At 72.6% G+C, this 15,553-nt stretch carries 15 protein-coding genes; 7 read left to right on the top strand and 8 right to left on the bottom strand.

Features of this window, described 5'->3' with window-relative positions; genetic code table 11:
• Positions 1-61: 61 nt before the first annotated feature.
• Complete coding sequence (locus ACFY9E_RS39330) at positions 62-1,171, top strand: SpoIIE family protein phosphatase (RefSeq protein WP_390993310.1); 1,110 nt, start codon at positions 62-64, stop codon at positions 1,169-1,171.
• Between the two features lie 27 nt (positions 1,172-1,198).
• On the opposite strand, the gene ACFY9E_RS39335 is transcribed toward ACFY9E_RS39330, so the two are convergent.
• The gene (locus ACFY9E_RS39335; RefSeq protein ID WP_390993312.1) at positions 1,199-1,435 is read right to left on the bottom strand and encodes a chaplin family protein; all 237 of its coding nucleotides are present in this window, start codon (positions 1,433-1,435) and stop codon (positions 1,199-1,201) included.
• Between the two features lie 219 nt (positions 1,436-1,654).
• On the opposite strand from ACFY9E_RS39335, the gene ACFY9E_RS39340 reads away from it, so the two are divergent.
• On the top strand, positions 1,655-1,861 hold the full coding sequence (locus ACFY9E_RS39340; protein WP_283972647.1) for a hypothetical protein: 207 nt from the start codon (positions 1,655-1,657) through the stop codon (positions 1,859-1,861).
• A 77-nt stretch (positions 1,862-1,938) separates the two neighbouring features.
• Here the strand turns inward: ACFY9E_RS39340 and ACFY9E_RS39345 are convergent, their stop codons facing one another.
• Positions 1,939-2,430 (bottom strand): DUF5709 domain-containing protein, encoded by a 492-nt coding sequence (locus ACFY9E_RS39345; protein ID WP_390993407.1) that lies wholly within the window; start codon positions 2,428-2,430, stop codon positions 1,939-1,941.
• 409 nt (positions 2,431-2,839) lie between these two features.
• On the opposite strand from ACFY9E_RS39345, the gene ACFY9E_RS39350 reads away from it, so the two are divergent.
• Genes ACFY9E_RS39350 through ACFY9E_RS39360 form a run of 3 tightly spaced genes read left to right on the top strand, consistent with a single transcriptional unit; the run spans position 2,840 to position 5,510 of the window.
• Positions 2,840-4,309, top strand: coding sequence for an amino acid permease (locus tag ACFY9E_RS39350; RefSeq protein WP_390993314.1), 1,470 nt, complete (start codon positions 2,840-2,842; stop codon positions 4,307-4,309).
• Positions 4,310-4,320: 11 nt separating this feature from the next.
• Positions 4,321-5,292, top strand: a complete 972-nt coding sequence (locus ACFY9E_RS39355; RefSeq protein ID WP_390993316.1) for a hypothetical protein — start codon at positions 4,321-4,323, stop codon at positions 5,290-5,292.
• A gap of 35 nt (positions 5,293-5,327) precedes the next feature.
• On the top strand, positions 5,328-5,510 hold the full coding sequence (locus ACFY9E_RS39360; protein ID WP_390993318.1) for a hypothetical protein: 183 nt from the start codon (positions 5,328-5,330) through the stop codon (positions 5,508-5,510).
• Here the strand turns inward: ACFY9E_RS39360 and ACFY9E_RS39365 are convergent.
• The 5 genes from ACFY9E_RS39365 to ACFY9E_RS39385 form a co-directional block, all read right to left on the bottom strand.
• Positions 5,500-6,660: a HoxN/HupN/NixA family nickel/cobalt transporter gene (locus tag ACFY9E_RS39365; protein WP_390993319.1), complete on the bottom strand. Its 1,161-nt coding sequence runs from the start codon at positions 6,658-6,660 to the stop codon at positions 5,500-5,502. The genes ACFY9E_RS39360 and ACFY9E_RS39365 overlap by 11 nt on opposite strands.
• Positions 6,661-6,810: 150 nt before the next feature.
• Entirely contained in the window at positions 6,811-7,659 is an 849-nt protein-coding gene (gene prcB, locus ACFY9E_RS39370) for a proteasome subunit beta (RefSeq protein ID WP_390993321.1), read from the bottom strand.
• A gap of 75 nt (positions 7,660-7,734) precedes the next feature.
• A complete protein-coding gene (locus ACFY9E_RS39375) occupies positions 7,735-9,213 on the bottom strand; it encodes a hypothetical protein (RefSeq protein ID WP_390993323.1) in 1,479 nt (492 codons plus the stop codon).
• 102 nt (positions 9,214-9,315) lie between these two features.
• Entirely contained in the window at positions 9,316-11,670 is a 2,355-nt protein-coding gene (locus ACFY9E_RS39380; protein WP_390993325.1) for a glycosyl hydrolase family 65 protein, read from the bottom strand.
• Positions 11,667-12,404, bottom strand: a complete 738-nt coding sequence (locus ACFY9E_RS39385) for a beta-phosphoglucomutase family hydrolase (protein WP_390993327.1) — start codon at positions 12,402-12,404, stop codon at positions 11,667-11,669. Before ACFY9E_RS39385 ends, ACFY9E_RS39380 begins: the two co-directional genes overlap by 4 nt.
• Before the next feature lie 118 nt (positions 12,405-12,522).
• Between ACFY9E_RS39385 and ACFY9E_RS39390 the strand changes: the two genes are divergently transcribed.
• A complete protein-coding gene (locus ACFY9E_RS39390; RefSeq protein WP_390993329.1) occupies positions 12,523-13,197 on the top strand; it encodes a nucleoside/nucleotide kinase family protein in 675 nt (224 codons plus the stop codon).
• Positions 13,198-13,204: 7 nt separating this feature from the next.
• Positions 13,205-13,714, top strand: a complete 510-nt coding sequence (locus ACFY9E_RS39395; protein ID WP_390993331.1) for a GNAT family N-acetyltransferase — start codon at positions 13,205-13,207, stop codon at positions 13,712-13,714.
• Between the two features lie 119 nt (positions 13,715-13,833).
• Here ACFY9E_RS39395 and ACFY9E_RS39400 read toward each other — a convergent pair whose 3' ends face one another.
• Complete coding sequence (locus ACFY9E_RS39400; protein ID WP_390993333.1) at positions 13,834-15,552, bottom strand: hypothetical protein; 1,719 nt, start codon at positions 15,550-15,552, stop codon at positions 13,834-13,836.
• Between the last annotated feature and the right edge of the window lies 1 nt (position 15,553).

The raw sequence follows: 15,553 nt of genomic DNA on the forward strand, positions 1-15,553 counted from the left end.
GCTGCCCGCGGCGGCGCGGGCCCGGCGTGCGGCGGCCGGTCGGGCGTAGCAGCGTGGTGGTGTGAACAGTGTGCGCGGCCGGCTTGCGCGCCGGGACCCGGACCGGCGGGGCTGGCTGCGCGGCGCTCCGCCGCCCGGCTGGGCCCGGGTGCTGCCGTCGGCGCTGCTGGCGGGCGTGTGCGCGGCGGAGCTGATCAGTCCGGAGCCCCTCGACATCGGCTTCCTGCTGGGTGCCATCCCGCCGCTGGCCGTGCTGGCGCACGGACCGGTGACGACGGCCGTGCTCGGCGCGCTGGTGGTGGTCGTGCTGACCGTGCCCGTCTTCGACCTCGACGATCCCGGCAGCACCGATCTGCTGACCGTGTGCTTCGTCTCGGTGCTGAGCGTGCTGCTGTCGTACGTCCGCACCAGGCGGGACGCGCAGCTGGTCACCGAGCGGGCCGTCGCCGAGGCCGCGCAGCGGGCCGTCGTGCCGCCTCTGCCGGAGCGGGTCGGGCCGGTGCGGTGTGCGGGTCTGTACCGGGCCGCGCAGAGCGGGACGCTGGTCGGCGGCGACTTCTTCGACGTACGGGCGGGTCCCTACGGTGTGCGGGCCGTCATGGGCGATGTGCAGGGGCACGGGCTGTCGGCCGTCGCGACGGTCGCGTCGCTGCTGGGTGCCTTCCGGGAGGCGGTGCTGGACCAGCCGGACCCGGAGGCCGTGGCGGCCCGGCTCGACCGGAGGCTGGCGGTGGACTCGGCGGGCGAGCCGCACGCCGAGCTGTTCGCCACGGCGGTGCTGCTCGACTTCTCCGCCGACGCCCGGCTGGTGCGGATCGTGGCGTGCGGGCAGGCCGGACCGCTGCTGCTGCGGGACGGGCGGGTCGTGGAGCTGGACGTCGAGCCGTGTACGCCCCTCGGTCTCGGCCTAGCCGAGGCCGCCCCGCCCCGGATTGTCTCGGTGCCGCTGAGGGCCGGTGACCGGCTCTTCCTTGCCTCCGACGGTGTCACCGAGGCCAGGGACGCCGGCGGGGTCTTCTATCCGCTGGCCGAGCGGCTGCCGGGCCTCGCCGCCGAGGACCCGCGCACGCTGGCCGAGCGGGTCTGGACCGACCTCGTGGGGCACTGCCCGGATGTGCGGGACGATGTCACGATGCTGGTGCTCGCGCCCCGCCCGCGCGGAGGGCCCTGACAACGGCGGGGCCGTACGACCGGTACGTCAGTCCTTGATCTCGCACTCGTTGCCGAACGCGGGGTTCAGAAGACCGATCACGTTGATCGAGTTCCCGCAGACATTGGCGTTGATGTCGATCGGGATCTGGATGACGTTGCCGGAGAGGAAGCCGGGGCTGTCGGCGGCGATACCGACGGGGCCGTCGTCCGCGCTCGCCGTACCGGCGAAGGCCAGCAGGGCGGCGCAGGCCAGGCCGGCCGCGGCAGTCACACGTGTGCGCATGGGTAAAGCTCCTGTCATTCGCAGGGACACGTGTCTCCACCGTGACCCGGGGTGCGCCGCCGCGACATCGGTGAGCGGCCGAACGGGGTGCACGGGGTCCGGCGGGGCCGGGCCCGCCCTCTCCGGATGCACGCCGCGCCCGCGCGGGGAATGGTGATAGCGGACCCGTTTTTCAGCACCGGGGCCGCACCAGCGATCCGGACCCTAGGAGCAGAGAACATGTCGACTTCACAGCCCGCCGCGTCCCAGCAGCCCGAGGACCGCGCCACCCCGGACCGCCTGCTCCACGCCCGCACCGGCACCGACGTGTCGCCGGAGGACCTGGTCCTCGCCTCGGGCAAGGACCTCACCCCGCACACCATCGAGTGGGCCAAGCGCAAGCTGGCGGCGGAGGGACCTGCCGCCCTGGAGAAGCTGCTGCCCTAGCCGGGCCCGGCCGCCCATAGGGGAGCCGCCGCACCCGGACAGATCCGGGCACGGCGGCTCCCCTATGGGCGGGCGGTTCACCCTCTGCCGTCGTCCTCGGGCAGGATGCCGTCCTCCTCGACCACGTGCATGGCGGCCTCTTCCGCACCCGCCGCACCGCCGTCGATGCCGACGTCGGCCGCGACGCTCTCCTTCGTGGTGTCGGCGTGCGCCCCCTCGTCCGGGGCGACCAGGCGTCCGGCGCGTGCGGTGCCCGCCTCGGGGTCCACCGGTTCGCCGTCGCTGTCGGGGCTGTCGCCCACACCGTCCCCCACGGGCTCGGCGGACACGTCCGGGACCTCCTGGGCGAGCCGCTCGTCCAGGGTCTCGCCCTCCTGCTGCTCGGCGGCGGTGGTGCCGCGCTTGGTGACGCCCAGGGGCTTCTCCGGCGGGGAGTAGCCCTCGTCGAGGGTGTCGTCGTAGGTCCGTTCGTCGACGGCGTCCTGCAGGTCCAGCGGCGCGGCGTCCTCCTGCTCCTCGTTGGTCCCGGTGGGCTGGTACACGTCGTCCGCCATCGGTTCGGGGCGCATCGGTTCCGTGCCCATCGCTCCTGCCTCCTTGTCGCTGCGTCGACTCGTTCGTCTCTGCTGTCCGTTCCGCGTTTCCCGTAACGCGGGCTCTAACCTCGACGGATCGCCCCGGCCGGGAGGGCGGCCCAACGTGCGGCGGATCGGCGGGAGTCGAAACCCGAGGCGGCCCCGGACATTACCCACCAGTCAAGCTTGAAACATCAAAGACTGGGGCTATCATCACTCGCACACACGGTGTGACCGACTGCCGACGCGGCGGCAGCACGGTATCCACCACCCCTTTTTCATCGCCCCCGGGCCCCGAGGCCACCCTCCTCCGTCCGGCGGCGAGTACCACCCCCACCCCCCGACGCCGTCAGGACGGCATGCCCGCCTCCGGTCGGCGTGCACAAGCGAAAGCAGCGCATCCATGAGCAACAGCAGGGGCAGAGGGCTGCAGGCCAACGTCCTCGGCACGTTCGACACCGTGGTGATGGCGGTCGCGGGCAGCGCCCCCGCGTACTCGCTGGCCGCGACCACCGCCGTCCTGGTCGGTGCGGTCGGGCCGGCCAGCCCGGCCGCCCTGCTGTACTGCGCGATACCCATGCTGGGCATCGCGCTGGCCTTCAGTTACCTCGGCCGGATCGACGTCAACGCGGGCGCCAGCTACTCGTGGGTCGGGCGCACGCTCCACCCCTTCCTGGGCTTCATCAGCGGCTGGGCGCTGGTGATCTCGGCGACGATCTTCATGGTGGCCGGTTCGCTGCCCGCCGGGTCCATGACCCTCGCGCTCTTCGACGACACGCTCGCCGACAACACCGCGCTGGCCACGGTGGTCGGCGCGGCCTGGTTCCTCGTCATGCTGGGCGTGGTGCTCGGCGGCGCCCGGCTCACCGTCCGGGCGCAGCTGATCATGTCCGGCGTGGAGCTGGTCATCCTGGCGCTCTTCGCGGTGCTCGCGTTCTTCCACACGGGCAACGCCCGTGCCTTCGACTGGTCCTGGCTCGGCTTCTCCCACTTCGACGGCATGGCCGGCTTCGCGTCGGGCGCGCTCATCGCGGCGTTCTACTACTGGGGCTGGGACGTCACCAGCAACCTCAGCGAGGAGACCCGCAACAGCCGCCGGACCACGGGCCTCGCGGGCCTGATCGGCGTGGGCATCGTCTTCCTGCTGTTCGAGGTGTTCACGATCGCGGTGAACGTGATCCTGTCCTCGAAGCAGATCGAGGAGAACGACGCGAACGTGCTGGCGGTGCTCGGGGAGGAGGTCTGGCCGGGCTGGGGCGGCAAGCTGCTGATCGTGGCCGTGATGCTGTCCACCATCGCCACGCTGGAGACGACCCTCATCCAGGTCACGCGCTCGCTCTTCGCGATGGGCCGGGACCGTACGATGCCGTCCGCCCTGGGCCGGGTGCACCGCCGGTGGAACACGCCCTGGGTGGCGATCGTGGTGGTCGGGGCGGTGGCGCTGGTGATGTTCATCGCCTCCAACGCCCTGGGCTCGGTGGGCGACATCCTCTCCGACGCCATCTCGGCGATCGGCCTGCAGATCGCGGTCTACTACGGGCTCGCGGGGCTCGCGGTGGTCGTCGCGTACCGCAAGATGCTGCTGAAGTCCCCGGCCAACTTCCTCTTCGGTGGCCTGTGGCCGCTGTGCGGTGCCCTGTTCATGTTCTGGGTGTTCGTGGAGTCGCTGGGCGAGCTGAACAGCGCCTCGGTCGCCATCGGCATCGGCGGTCTCGCGGTCGGGCTGATCCCGATGCTCTGGTACTGGCGGCAGGGCAGCGACTACTACCGGCCCGCGAAACTGGACGCCTCGCGCGCGGTCGAGGCGGACTACGTGCCCGACGAACAGGACGCCCACGCCCGCGTCCACGAAGGCCTCTCCACCGACTTCTGAGGGGAACCCCGATGGCGCGAGGCAGTCTCAGACGTGGCTTCACCCCCGACTTCGACCCCGACTGCGGGGACACCGACCTCACCTCCGCCCGCCAGGACCTGGTGATCGGCCGCTGGCAGGGGCTGCGCGACCTCCTGGGCGCCACCGGCCGCGACTGGGCGGCCCGGGGACACCGGATCCGCCGGCTCGCGCAGGCCTGCGCGGGCAGTTCGACCGTGGAGTCCTGGCTCTCGGCGGACGCCCACAGCCCCGACGCGCTGGTGCTGCGGGCGGCGACGGAGACGGCCCGGACCTTCAACGTGGCCATCGCGGCGGGGCGGGGCGTACCGATCGACCAGCACCGCGTGGACGCCGCAGTGATGGCCTGCCTGACGGCGGCGGAGGCCTACCCGGAGGATCCGACGCCGTGGGTGTCGCTGATCTCGGTGGCGCGCCTGTACCCGTCGGGGGTGCGCCGGCAGGAACTGGGGCGCTGGTGGGACGAGTTGCACGCCCGTGATCCGTACAGCGTCGAGGGGCACCTGCAGGTGCTGCACTACTACTCGGCGCGCTGGCACGGCACGCACGGCCTCATGTACGACTTCGCCCGGGACGCGGCCGGGGTGGCACCGCCCGGCTGCCCGCTGCCGGTGCTGGTGCAGTACGCCCGGGTCGAGGAGTACCGCTTCGCCCTCGACGCGGCCCACGGCAGGCACTCCGCCGTGGGACTCTCGCAGCACTGGAACCACGACGGCGCGGTGAACGACGTACGGCGGACCTGGCAGCGCTGGGTCATGAGCCGGACGGAGACCGCGATCGCGCCCGCCGAGCTGCGCGACCTCGGCTACCTGGCCCACGCGGCCTGCTCCGCCGGCGTCACGGACGTCGCGGGCGTCCTGCTGGGGATGCTGGGGACCCGCGCGACCCGCACGCCCTGGTCGTACACGGGCGATGCGGAGAAGCAGATCGTCAAGTGGCGCAAGGAGCTGCGTCCGGGGACGTGAGCGCCCGCCGGTAGGCTCCGCTCCGGGAGGGTGGCATGGACGAGGGCGGCTGGTACGAGGACGGCGACATGGTCCGGGAGGCCGAACGCGCGCGCCGGGTCGCCTGGATCGGGATGTCCGTGGCGGCGGGGCTGTTCGGTGCGGTTGCGCTCGCGGCGGCCGTCGTCGTGCTCGCGGTGGTCCTTGCGCTCGGCTACGCCGTGGCCGTCATGGACTGACGCCGCGCTCCGGCCCGGCCAGGCCCCCCGACCACTTCTCCTCGATGCGCCCGACCCTCCACACCACCAGGGCCACCACCCAGGTGGCGAAGAACAGGGCGACGACCACATAGCCGAGGACGTTCAGGTCGAGGCCGGCGACGCGGTCCCAGAAGGGGCCGTGCAGGCCGAACCGCCCGGCGAGGAGGCCGAGGAGTTCCACCGTGCCGATGAGGAGGGCCACGGCGACCGACAGGCCGGTGATGGTGAGGTTGTAGTAGACCTTGCGGACGGGCTTGGAGAAGGCCCAGCCGTAGGCGAAGTTCATGAACGAGCCGTCGATGGTGTCGAGGAGGCACATGCCCGCGGCGAACAGGACGGGCAGGCACAGGATCGCGTACCAGGGCAGGCCGGAGGCGGCGCCGGAGCCGGCCAGGACGAGCAGGGCGATCTCGGTGGCGGTGTCGAAGCCGAGGCCGAACAGCAGGCCCAGCGGGTACATGTGCCAGGGCTTGGACACCGACTTGGTGACGCGGCCGAGCAGTCGGTTCATGAGCCCGCGCTTGTTCAGCTGCTCCTCCAGGGCGGCCTCGTCGTAGCGGCCCGAGCGCATGGCCCGGAACACCTTCCAGATGCCGGCCAGGATGACGAGGTTGACGCCCGCGATGAGGTAGAGGAACGTCCCGGAGACGGTCGTGCCGATCAGGCCGGTGACGTCGTGCAGCGCGGAGCCGTCGTCGCGCACCGGCCCGGCCAGGGTCTTCACGCCGAGGGTGAGCAGGAAGGCCAGGACGAAGACGACGCTGGAGTGGCCGAGCGAGAACCAGAAGCCGACCGACAGCGGCCGCTGCCCCTCCCCCATCAGCTTGCGGGTGGTGTTGTCGATGGCGGCGATGTGGTCGGCGTCGAAGGCGTGCCGCATGCCGAGTGTGTACGCCGTGACACCGATGCCGACGCCGAAGGTCTGCGTCCCGATGGCGCGGTGCTCGGGGGCGACGATCGCGACGAGGGTGAACCAGCCGATCACATGCAGGGCCAGGACGAAGGCCGCCATCCCCCCGGCCCTGGTCCACTCCCGCCGCGTCATGGAGGTGCGGACGCGGTGCCAGGCCGTGCGCTGGGCGGGGGCCGGGGCGGGGAGGGGCGGAGTGGACTCAGGGGCGGCCGTCATCGGGGGGAAGGTCTTTCTGTCGTACGGACGGCTGCGGTGAACAGCCTCGTGCCATCCTCCGGTAGCTGCAAGTCATGTGCAGTAAAGCCCGTGACAGGTCTTGTCCATGGAACCGAAAACTCCGCCCGGCCAGGGGGTGCCGGACGGGTGTCAGACCTCGGCGTTCGGTCCGTCCGGCCGGGTGTGACGCTGCTCGACCATCTGGCGGCTGAGCTCTTCCGTCTCCGCCTCGGCCAGCCGCTCGAAGCCGTCCTCGGTGATGACCGAGAGGATCGGGTAGATGCGGCGGGTGAGGTCCGGGCCGCCGGTCGCGGAGTCGTCGTCCGCCGCGTCGTACAGCGCCTGCAGGGCGGCAAGGGCCGCCTCACGGCGGGACATGCCCGGGCGGTAGAGCTTCTTCAACGCACCCCGGGCGTACGGCGATCCGGAGCCTTCGGCATGGAAGCCGAACTTCTCGTAGCGGCCCCCGGCCACGTCGTAGGAGAAGATGCGGCCGTGTTCGCCCCGGGGAGCGGCGGGGTCGTAGCCGGCGAGCAGCGGGACGACCGCGAGGCCCTGCATGGCCTGGCCCAGGTTGTCGCGGATCATGGTGCCCAGCCGGGTCGCCTTCGCGGCGAGGGTCATGGGGATGCCCTCGATCTTCTCGAAGTGCGCCAGCTCGACCTGGTACAGCTTCACCATGTCCACAGCGAGCCCGACCGTGCCCGCGAAGGCGACCGCGCAGTGGTCGTCGGCGGGGTGCACCTTCTCCAGGTCACGCTGGGCGATCAGGTTGCCCATCGTCGCCCGGCGGTCGCCCGCGATCAGCACGCCGTCCCGGTAGGTGAGGGCCAGCACGGTCGTACCGTGCGGGACGCCCTCGGCGCGGACGCCGTCCGCAAGGACGCGCCGGGTGCTCAGCAGCTCGGGGCGGTGGGCCGCCAGGAACTCCGTGAAGGACGAGGAGCCCGGAGTGAAGAACTCCTCCCCCAGCCTGCCCTCGTGCTCGCTCGCCGCCATGCCGCTGCCCCCTCGATCGTGACCGACAGCCGACTCCTACCTGAGCCGGGCGGGTGGGAAACGCGTCCCGGGATGTCAGGGACCCGGTGCGACACGGACGTCCAGGTCCGAGATCCGGTGCACGGGCCAGGAGCGGGCGTAGCGGGGCGGGGTGGCGCCGGCGGGTGCGAGGTGGGCGACCGGGAGGTGGTCCGCGGTGCGCAGGATGCCGGCCACGGTGATGTTCTCGTTGTTGCCGGACGTCGCCCCCGAGGAGCAGCCGGTGTAGTAGCCGATCGGGATGGCCTCGTGGCCGGTGAGCAGGCAGGGCGGGTGGACGCCGAGACGGTGCAGGGCGTCGGCGGTGCGGCCCCAGTCGCGGCGGCTCTCGGTGTTGCGGGCCACGGCGCCGTCCAGTACGGCGAGCTGCGCCGCGACGTGCCCGGCCAGGCCGAGCGCGACGAGCGTGACGGCCACCGGACGCCATGAGCCGCCCGGGGTTTTGACCAGGTGCCACAGGGCGTCCGCGACCGGGATAGCGAGCAGCGCGTAGGCCGGCTGGAGGAAGCGCGGCGCCGCGTAGCCGATCATGAAGAGGTACGGCAGGGCGGCCGTGGTGGCGCAGGCCAGGGGGACCGCGGTCCGTTCCGGGCGCCGGGCCCGGGCCGCGACGACCAGTGCGAGGCCGGCCAGGACGGGCAGGGCGAACCACCAGACGGTGACCAGGGGGCTGGGCATCACCCCGGTGCACGGCCGGCACAGGGCCCGTCCGCCCAGGCTGCGCAGTTGGTCGTCGACGGCGATCTGCCAGCCCAGTCCGCCCTGGATGCGGGAGGCCTCCGCCAGCCGCTCCCCCAGACCGCCGTATCCGACGTACGCCTCGATCACCCAGGGCACGGCGCCCGCGGCGAGTCCCGCCGCGAGCACGAGAAGGAGCCGCCAGTGGCGGCGCGCCAGGGCGAGGACGAGCAGCGGCACGGCCACGTGGACCGCGTCGGTGGGCCGCATCCACGCCATGAGCGCGGCGCCCGCCGCCAGGCTCCACAGGACCGCCGGGGCGGGACGTTCCGCCCCGGCGCGCAGGAAGCAGCCGACGCCGATCAGGGCGCCGATCGCGACCCAGTAGTTGGGCATGGCCTGCGGGCCGTAGAAGAGGGTCAGCCACAGGGAGGCGAACAGGGCCCCGCCGACGACCAGGACGCGGGTCGGGAACAGGCCCCGCCAGGCGCGCAGGGCCAGGTAGAGGGCGAGTCCGGAGAGCAGGGCGAGGTAGACGCGCAGCAGCGGGACGGACGACGACCAGGACGCGACCGGCGCCACGAGCAACGAGACCCCGCGCGAGCGGGGGGCGCTGAAGAAGGCCGCCGGGTGGTGGGTGGTGACCTGGCTGACGTAGACGATCTCGTCCCAGCCGAGGCCCAGGACGGGCCGGACGAGGGCGAGCTGCGCCAGGGTGAAGACGACGGCCAGGGCGGCGAGCGGCCGGTTGCCGCGCGCCATGCGGGTGATGCGCGGCCCGGCCGGCCGTTCGCGTCCTCGCCTTCTGACGAGGATGGCACTCGCACCGTCAGGCATGTTCCGCCCCTTACCCCGATGATCGGAAAACACGATCAAGCTAACCCGCGGGGCGGGGGTGTGCAGGGCGGAACTCGGCCAAGTGCCTGACCGGGGGCAGGCTCAGCGGGTGTGCGGGGCGCGGTGCGGTGGCTGGCTGGGGGCCGGGCGGTGGGTCAGCTCGGGAATGGGCCGGGAGACGGGTGCCTCCTCGCTCACCGTCAGTTCGCTCCCGTGGTGGTGGATGGTCAGGGGCTGGCCGGAGGTCAGGGTGTACGTGGCCTGATCCGCTGTCAGTTCCACGCGCAGACACCGGCCGAGGAAACCCACCCTGAAGGCGAGCCGGCTGTAGCGCTCGGGCAGGCGGGGCGCGAACCGCAGTGCGCCGTCGCTGCACCGCAGGCCGCCGAACCCGGCGACCAGGGCCATCCAGGTACCGGCGAGCGAGGCGATGTGCAGTCCGTCGCGGGTGTTGTGCTCCAGGTCGCCGAGGTCCATCAGCGCGGCCTCGGCCGTGTAGTCGCCGGCCAGGTCGAGATGGCCGGCCCGGGCGGCCATGACGGCCTGGACGCAGGCGGACAGGGAGGAGTCCCGGACCGTCAGCGGCTCGTAGTAGGCGAAGTTCCGGGCGATCTGCTCCTCGTCGAAGTACTCCTCGAAGAAGCTGCCGCAGGTGTACATCGCCAGCACCAGGTCCGCCTGCTTGATGACCTGCTTGCGGTACAGGTCGAAGTAGGGGAAGTGGAGCATCAGGGGGTACCGGTCCGGGCCGGTGCGGTCGAAGTCCCAGCGCTGGTAGCGGGTGAACCCGGCGTGCTGTTCGTGCACCCGCAGTTCCTCGTTGTACGGGACGTGCATGGCCTCGGCGGCGTCCCGCCAGGCGGCCCGCTCCTCCTCGTCGGCGCCGAGCCGCGCGGCCTCGTCCGGGTGGCGCTTGCAGGCGTCGGCGGCGGCGAGCAGGTTCGCCCGGGCCATGAGGTTGGTGTACGTGTTGTCGTCGGCGATGGCGCTGTACTCGTCCGGCCCGGTGACGCCGTCGATGTGGAAGGCGCCCCGGTCGTCGTGATGGCCGAGGGAGCGCCACAGACGGGCGGTCTCCACCAGCAGCTCCACACCGACCTCGCGTTCGAAGGTCTCGTCGCCGGTGACGGCCACGTACCGCACGACGGCGTCGGCGATGTCGGCACCCACGTGGAAGGCCGCCGTGCCGGCCGGCCAGTACGCGGAGCCCTCCGAGCCCTCGATGGTGCGCCAGGGGAACGCGGCGCCGCGCAGGCCCAGTTGGGCGGCGCGTTCCCGGGCGGCAGGCAGGGTGTCCAGGCGCCAGCGCAGGGCCTCGGCAGCCGACTTCGGCGCGGTGTACGTCAGCAGCGGCAGCACGAACGCCTCGGTGTCCCAGAAGGCGTGGCCGTCGTAGCCGGAGCCGGTGAGTCCCTTGGCCGGGATGGCGCGCTGTTCGGCGCGGGCCCCGGCCTGCAGGACGTGGAACAGGGCGAAGCGGACGGCCTGCTGGATCTCCTCGTCGCCGTCGATCTCGACGTCGGCGCGCTCCCAGAAGTCGTCGAGGTAGGCCCGCTGGTCCTCCAGCAGCCCCTGCCAGCCGCTGTGCCCGGCCGCTGCCAGGGCCGCCTCGACCTGGTCGCTCATCGCGGGCCGGGAGCGGGCACCGGACCAGCCGTGCGCGACCAGCTTCTCCACGCGCAGCCGCTCCCCCGGCTCCAGGACGGAGGTGATGGTCAGCCGGGCCACGTCCACGTTGGACTCGCTGCTCGTGGTGGTCCGTTCGGGGCCGGTGACGGTGTGGTCGGCGGCCACGGCGACCCTGAGGCCGCTGCGGCGCGTGCGGTGGACCAGGCGCAGCCGGCTGCCCGTGGCGAGGTCCTCCTCCGGTTCCAGCGGCGACTTCAGCGCCTTGGCGGCGCGCGGGTCGCCGTCCGGCTCGGGCAGGCTCTCGTTGGTGACGAGTTCCGACTGGACGACCACGCGGGTGCGGCTGTCGACGGGCTCCACCTCGTAGGCCACGGCGGCTATCGCGCGCTGGGTGAGAGACACCAGGCGTGTGGAGCGCACCCGGACGGTGGAGCCGGCCGGGGAGGTCCATTCGCAGACCCGCTCCAGGACGCCCCGCCGCAGGTCGAGGGTCCGCTCGTGGGTGACGAGCCGCCCGTAGCGCAGGTCGAACGGCTCGTCGTCGACCAGGAGCCGCAGCACCTTGCCGTTGGTGACGTTGATGGACGTCTGGCCGGACTCCGGGTAGCCGTAGCCGGCCTCGGCGTACGGCAGCGGGTGCAGTTCGTGGACGCCGTTGAGGTAGGAGCCGGGCAGGCCGTGCGGTTCGCCCTCGTCGAGGTTGCCGCGCCAGCCGATGTGGCCGTTGGACAGGGCGAACACCGACTCGCTCTGCGCCAGGACGTCCAGGTTGAGTTCCGACTCGCGGACGGTCCAGGGCTCGACGCTGTACGCCCGCTGTGTGATCACTGCGTGTCCCCCAGTTCGGCGAGGTCCTTCACCACGATGTCGGCGCCGTGCCGGTACAGCGCGTCGGTCTGCCCGACCCGGTCGACTCCGACGACATACCCGAAACGGCCCGCGCGGCCCGCGTCCATACCGGCCAGGGCGTCCTCGAAGACGGCCGCGGCGGAGGGCTCGACACCGAGGTCCGCGGCGGCGGCGAGGAACGTGTCCGGGTGCGGCTTGCCGGGCAGCTTGCGCTCGGCGGCGACCACGCCGTCGATGCGTACGTCGAAGAAGTGCTCGGCGCCGATCGAGCGCAGCACGTCACGGCAGTTGGCGCTGGAGGAGACGATCGCGGTACGGAGGCCGTGCGCGCGGACGGCCTCCAGATAGCGCAGGGTGCCGTCGTAGGCCTCGACGCCGTCGGTACGGATCTTCTCGAGGACCAGGTCGTTCTTGCGGTTGCCCAGTCCGTGCACGGTCTCGGCGCCCGGTGGGTCGTCCGGGTCGCCGTCGGGCAGGTCGATGCCGCGGGAGGCGAGGAAGGTGCGCACACCGTCGGCGCGTGGTCGCCCGTCGACGTACTCGTCGTAGTCCGCCGCGTCGAACGGCCGGAAGTCCGCGCCGTCACGCTCGCGCAGGAAGGCGTCGAACATCTCCTTCCAGGCGGCGGCGTGCACGACGGCCGTCTTGGTGACGACGCCGTCGAGGTCGAAGAGACAGGCGTGGATGTCTTCGGGGAGACCGAGCTGCGTCATACAGGTCCGGTTCCCCGCCCGGAGATGTTCCAGTGAGTGGCGCACGCCACACGCCGGGGGCGCGAGGGTGCGGGGGCACCCGGTGCTCCGGTCCGGACCCGGGTGACAGACTCTCCCTGTGCCGCTCACCTTCGACGACCTCGTTCACCGCGCCCGGGCCCTCCCGCAGGGCGGCCGGCGCGCGATCCTCGGTATCGCGGGCAGCCCCGGCTCGGGCAAGTCGACGCTCGCCGAACACCTGGTGCGGGAGTTGAACGGCACCGGTGAGCCCTGGGTCGCGCACGTCCCCATGGACGGCTTCCACCTCGCCGACGCCGAACTGGAGCGCCTCGGCCGCCGGGACCGCAAGGGCGCCCCCGACACGTTCGACGCGGCCGGCTACGCGGCCCTGCTGCGGCGGCTGCGCGACGAGCCCGACGACGTCGTCTACGCCCCGGCCTTCGAACGCGTCCTGGAACAGCCGGTCGCGGGCGCGATCCCGGTGCCTGCTACGGCCCGTCTGGTCATCACCGAGGGCAACTACCTTCTCCTGGACACCGGTGCCTGGCGCCGTGTCCGCCCCCTCCTCGACGAGGTGTGGTTCTGCGAGCCGCCCGAGCGCGAGCGCGTCCGCCGGCTGGTCGCCCGGCACGAGCGGTTCGGCAAGACGCACGAGGAGGCGGTGGCCTGGGTGTCCCGCTCGGACGAGCGCAACGCCGAGCTGGTGGCGGCGACCCGGGGCCGGGCGGATCTGATCGTCCCGGAGCCGGCACTGCCTGGCGTGCAGGCGTGGCCGGGACGGGGCGAGGCATGATCTGCGCATGATCAGACACGCCACCCTGGACGACATCCCCGAGATCCGGGCGATGATCCGTGAACTCGCCGCCTACGAAAGGGCCGTCGAGCAGGCCCGGGCGACCGAGGAGCAGCTGCGCGAGGCCCTGTTCGGTGCGTATCCGGCCGCCCACGCGCTGATGGCCGAGGACGACGACACGGGTGAGGCCGTGGGCTTCGCCCTGTGGTTCCCGCGCTTCTCGACCTGGACGGGCACGCGCGGCATGCACCTGGAGGACCTCTACGTACGGCCGCAGGCGCGCGGCTCGGGGCACGGCAAGGCCCTCCTCGCGGCCCTCGCCGCGACCTGCCGGCGCAACGGCTACGACCGCTTCGAGTGGTGGGTCCTGGCCTGGAACACGCCGACCGTCGACTTCTACACGTCGCTCGGGGTGGAACTCCTGGACGAGTGGAAGGTGTGCCGGCTCAGCGGCGAGCCCCTCGGGGAACTCGCCGCTCGGACGCCGGAGGTCGTGGACCCGGCCTGCGAGGGGTGAGCCGTCCTCAGGCGGACAGCGTCGGTTCCGGTTCCCCGCTCGCGTCGCCCGCCGGGCCGCGGCGAACCGAAGACGTGCACTTCATCCCTGAGGTGGCCACGGCGCGGGGTCGTCGGGGGTCACACGACGGGTGCGGGCCGGCGGGCGCGCAGTGCGACGGTCAGCGTGTGCGGGCCGTGGCCACCGATGTAGACGCGGTTTCCGGTCGTCGCATCGGTGCCGCCCACCACGGTGTAGTCCTGCCCCGGGTCGTACCGCAGGACGTCGCTCCGGTCCGGCGCGGCCAGCGGCTCGCCTGCCTCGACGTCGGCCTCGACCCGGATCTCGTCCTCACCGGCTCGGTAGGTCATCGGTCCGGTCGTCAGGCACCAGCGCCCGTCGCCGATCGGTACGGCGCCCTCCGGTACACCGCCCGGGCGGAAGGTCAGTTCGAGGGCCCAGGGCACCCGTGGTCCGCTGATGTCGATCCGCAGGTCGGCACCGTCCTCCCGCAGGTCCACCTCTACGCGGGTCGTGTGTGAGACCTCGTCCCGAGGCCGGTCCGGGAAGGCCATCGCAGCCGAGAAGCGCCCCTCGTCCGCCAAACGGTAGACGCCGTCGTCCCGGCGCCGGTCCGACGGCAGCGGCTGGTAGTAGGCGGCCGTGAGGGTTTCGGTGAGCCGGTACCGGTGGTCGGCGGGCTGTTGCACGGCGGCGGCGCGGAACGGGCCCAGGTCGAAGAATCCCCGTGAGAGGCGGACCGCGTCGAGGACCGCGTCGCCGGCGAACAGACGCAGGAAGGTGGGATTGCAGGCGAGGCCCGAGCGGATGCGCCGGTGCTGGGGGACGTCGGAGCCGCCATACACCACCGTGTGCGCGGTGGCCGAGCCGCGTGCGGCGAGGCGCGCGGTGGTGATGTACCGGCCCCGCGCAAGCTCCTCGGCAGCCGGCGCCGGCAGGGCGCGGCTCAGGTCCGGGGTGAGGAGGGTCTCGGCGAGCAGGTCGGGGTCGTCGATGCCGCCGGCGGCCGCCAGCCGCGCCGCCCGGCTGAAGTCGCCCCGGCCGGTGCGGATCGCGAGCAGGCGGTAGTGCGCCAGGTAGGGCGCCAGCGGGAACGGGTGGTTCTGGTCCTGCCGTCGTGAGTGGACGGTCTCGACCGTGCCGTCCGGCCTGATGAGGTCCAGGGTCGTGGCGAGATTGCGTTCGACGACGTCCCGCAGGTCGGCGCGGCCGAGCACGTCGGCCAGCAGCAGCAGCGACGGGTTGGACACGTGGGCCGCGTAGTTGGCACTCCGTTCCGAGTACAGGCCCTCCGCGTCGATGTCGACGCCCTCGGACAGCCACTCCTCGATGCGGTCGAGGAGCCGGTCGTCGGGGAACGACCGGTGCAGCCGGGCCAGCGCCGCGCACAGCTCCCAGCGGTGGTTCGGGGTGTGCACCCCACCGGTCAGGAGACTGCCGGAGGCGGCGCGGGCGATCTCGGCGAGCGTGGCCGTGACGTCGCGCAGTTCGGGCCCCGCGGCGGCGGCGAGGACGTGCGCGTCGCACACGTCGTTGACGGTGAATCCGGAGTCCGGCGGTGACTGCACGTTGTCGCCACCGGCGAAGAGGCCGGTGGTCGTCTGCGCGGCACGCAGGACGCGGAGGTGGGTCGTCGCGGCGGCGACGGCCTGCCTGCTGCCGTGCAGTGCCGAGTCCGGGGACCGGTACGCGGCGACCAGGGTCTTCACCCGGCGTGCCAGAGCGCGGTGGGGCACACCGGAGGGTTCCTCGTCGGGGCCGGCTGCCAGCGGGGCGGCCAGCCGGTCGGCGGCGCGGGCCACCGCGCGGACGAACTCGTGGTCGAGCGGCGTGGGCACG

The sequence above is a fragment of the Streptomyces sp. NPDC012466 genome (assembly GCF_042955215.1).
Classification (GTDB): domain Bacteria; phylum Actinomycetota; class Actinomycetes; order Streptomycetales; family Streptomycetaceae; genus Streptomyces.

Excerpts from the sequence above, each read along its gene's own strand:
- ACFY9E_RS39395 (WP_390993331.1), top strand. The coding sequence starts at position 13,205 with ATGATCAGACACGCCACCCTGGACGACATCCCCGAGATCCGGGCGATG.
- ACFY9E_RS39375 (WP_390993323.1), bottom strand. The coding sequence starts at position 9,213 with ATGCCTGACGGTGCGAGTGCCATCCTCGTCAGAAGGCGAGGACGCGAA.
- ACFY9E_RS39345 (WP_390993407.1), bottom strand. The coding sequence starts at position 2,430 with ATGCGCCCCGAACCGATGGCGGACGACGTGTACCAGCCCACCGGGACC.
- ACFY9E_RS39360 (WP_390993318.1), top strand. The coding sequence starts at position 5,328 with ATGGACGAGGGCGGCTGGTACGAGGACGGCGACATGGTCCGGGAGGCC.
- prcB (WP_390993321.1), bottom strand. The coding sequence starts at position 7,659 with ATGGCGGCGAGCGAGCACGAGGGCAGGCTGGGGGAGGAGTTCTTCACT.
- ACFY9E_RS39355 (WP_390993316.1), top strand. The coding sequence starts at position 4,321 with ATGGCGCGAGGCAGTCTCAGACGTGGCTTCACCCCCGACTTCGACCCC.
- ACFY9E_RS39365 (WP_390993319.1), bottom strand. The coding sequence starts at position 6,660 with ATGACGGCCGCCCCTGAGTCCACTCCGCCCCTCCCCGCCCCGGCCCCC.
- ACFY9E_RS39335 (WP_390993312.1), bottom strand. The coding sequence starts at position 1,435 with ATGCGCACACGTGTGACTGCCGCGGCCGGCCTGGCCTGCGCCGCCCTG.
- ACFY9E_RS39340 (WP_283972647.1), top strand. The coding sequence starts at position 1,655 with ATGTCGACTTCACAGCCCGCCGCGTCCCAGCAGCCCGAGGACCGCGCC.
- ACFY9E_RS39350 (WP_390993314.1), top strand. The coding sequence starts at position 2,840 with ATGAGCAACAGCAGGGGCAGAGGGCTGCAGGCCAACGTCCTCGGCACG.
- ACFY9E_RS39385 (WP_390993327.1), bottom strand. The coding sequence starts at position 12,404 with ATGACGCAGCTCGGTCTCCCCGAAGACATCCACGCCTGTCTCTTCGAC.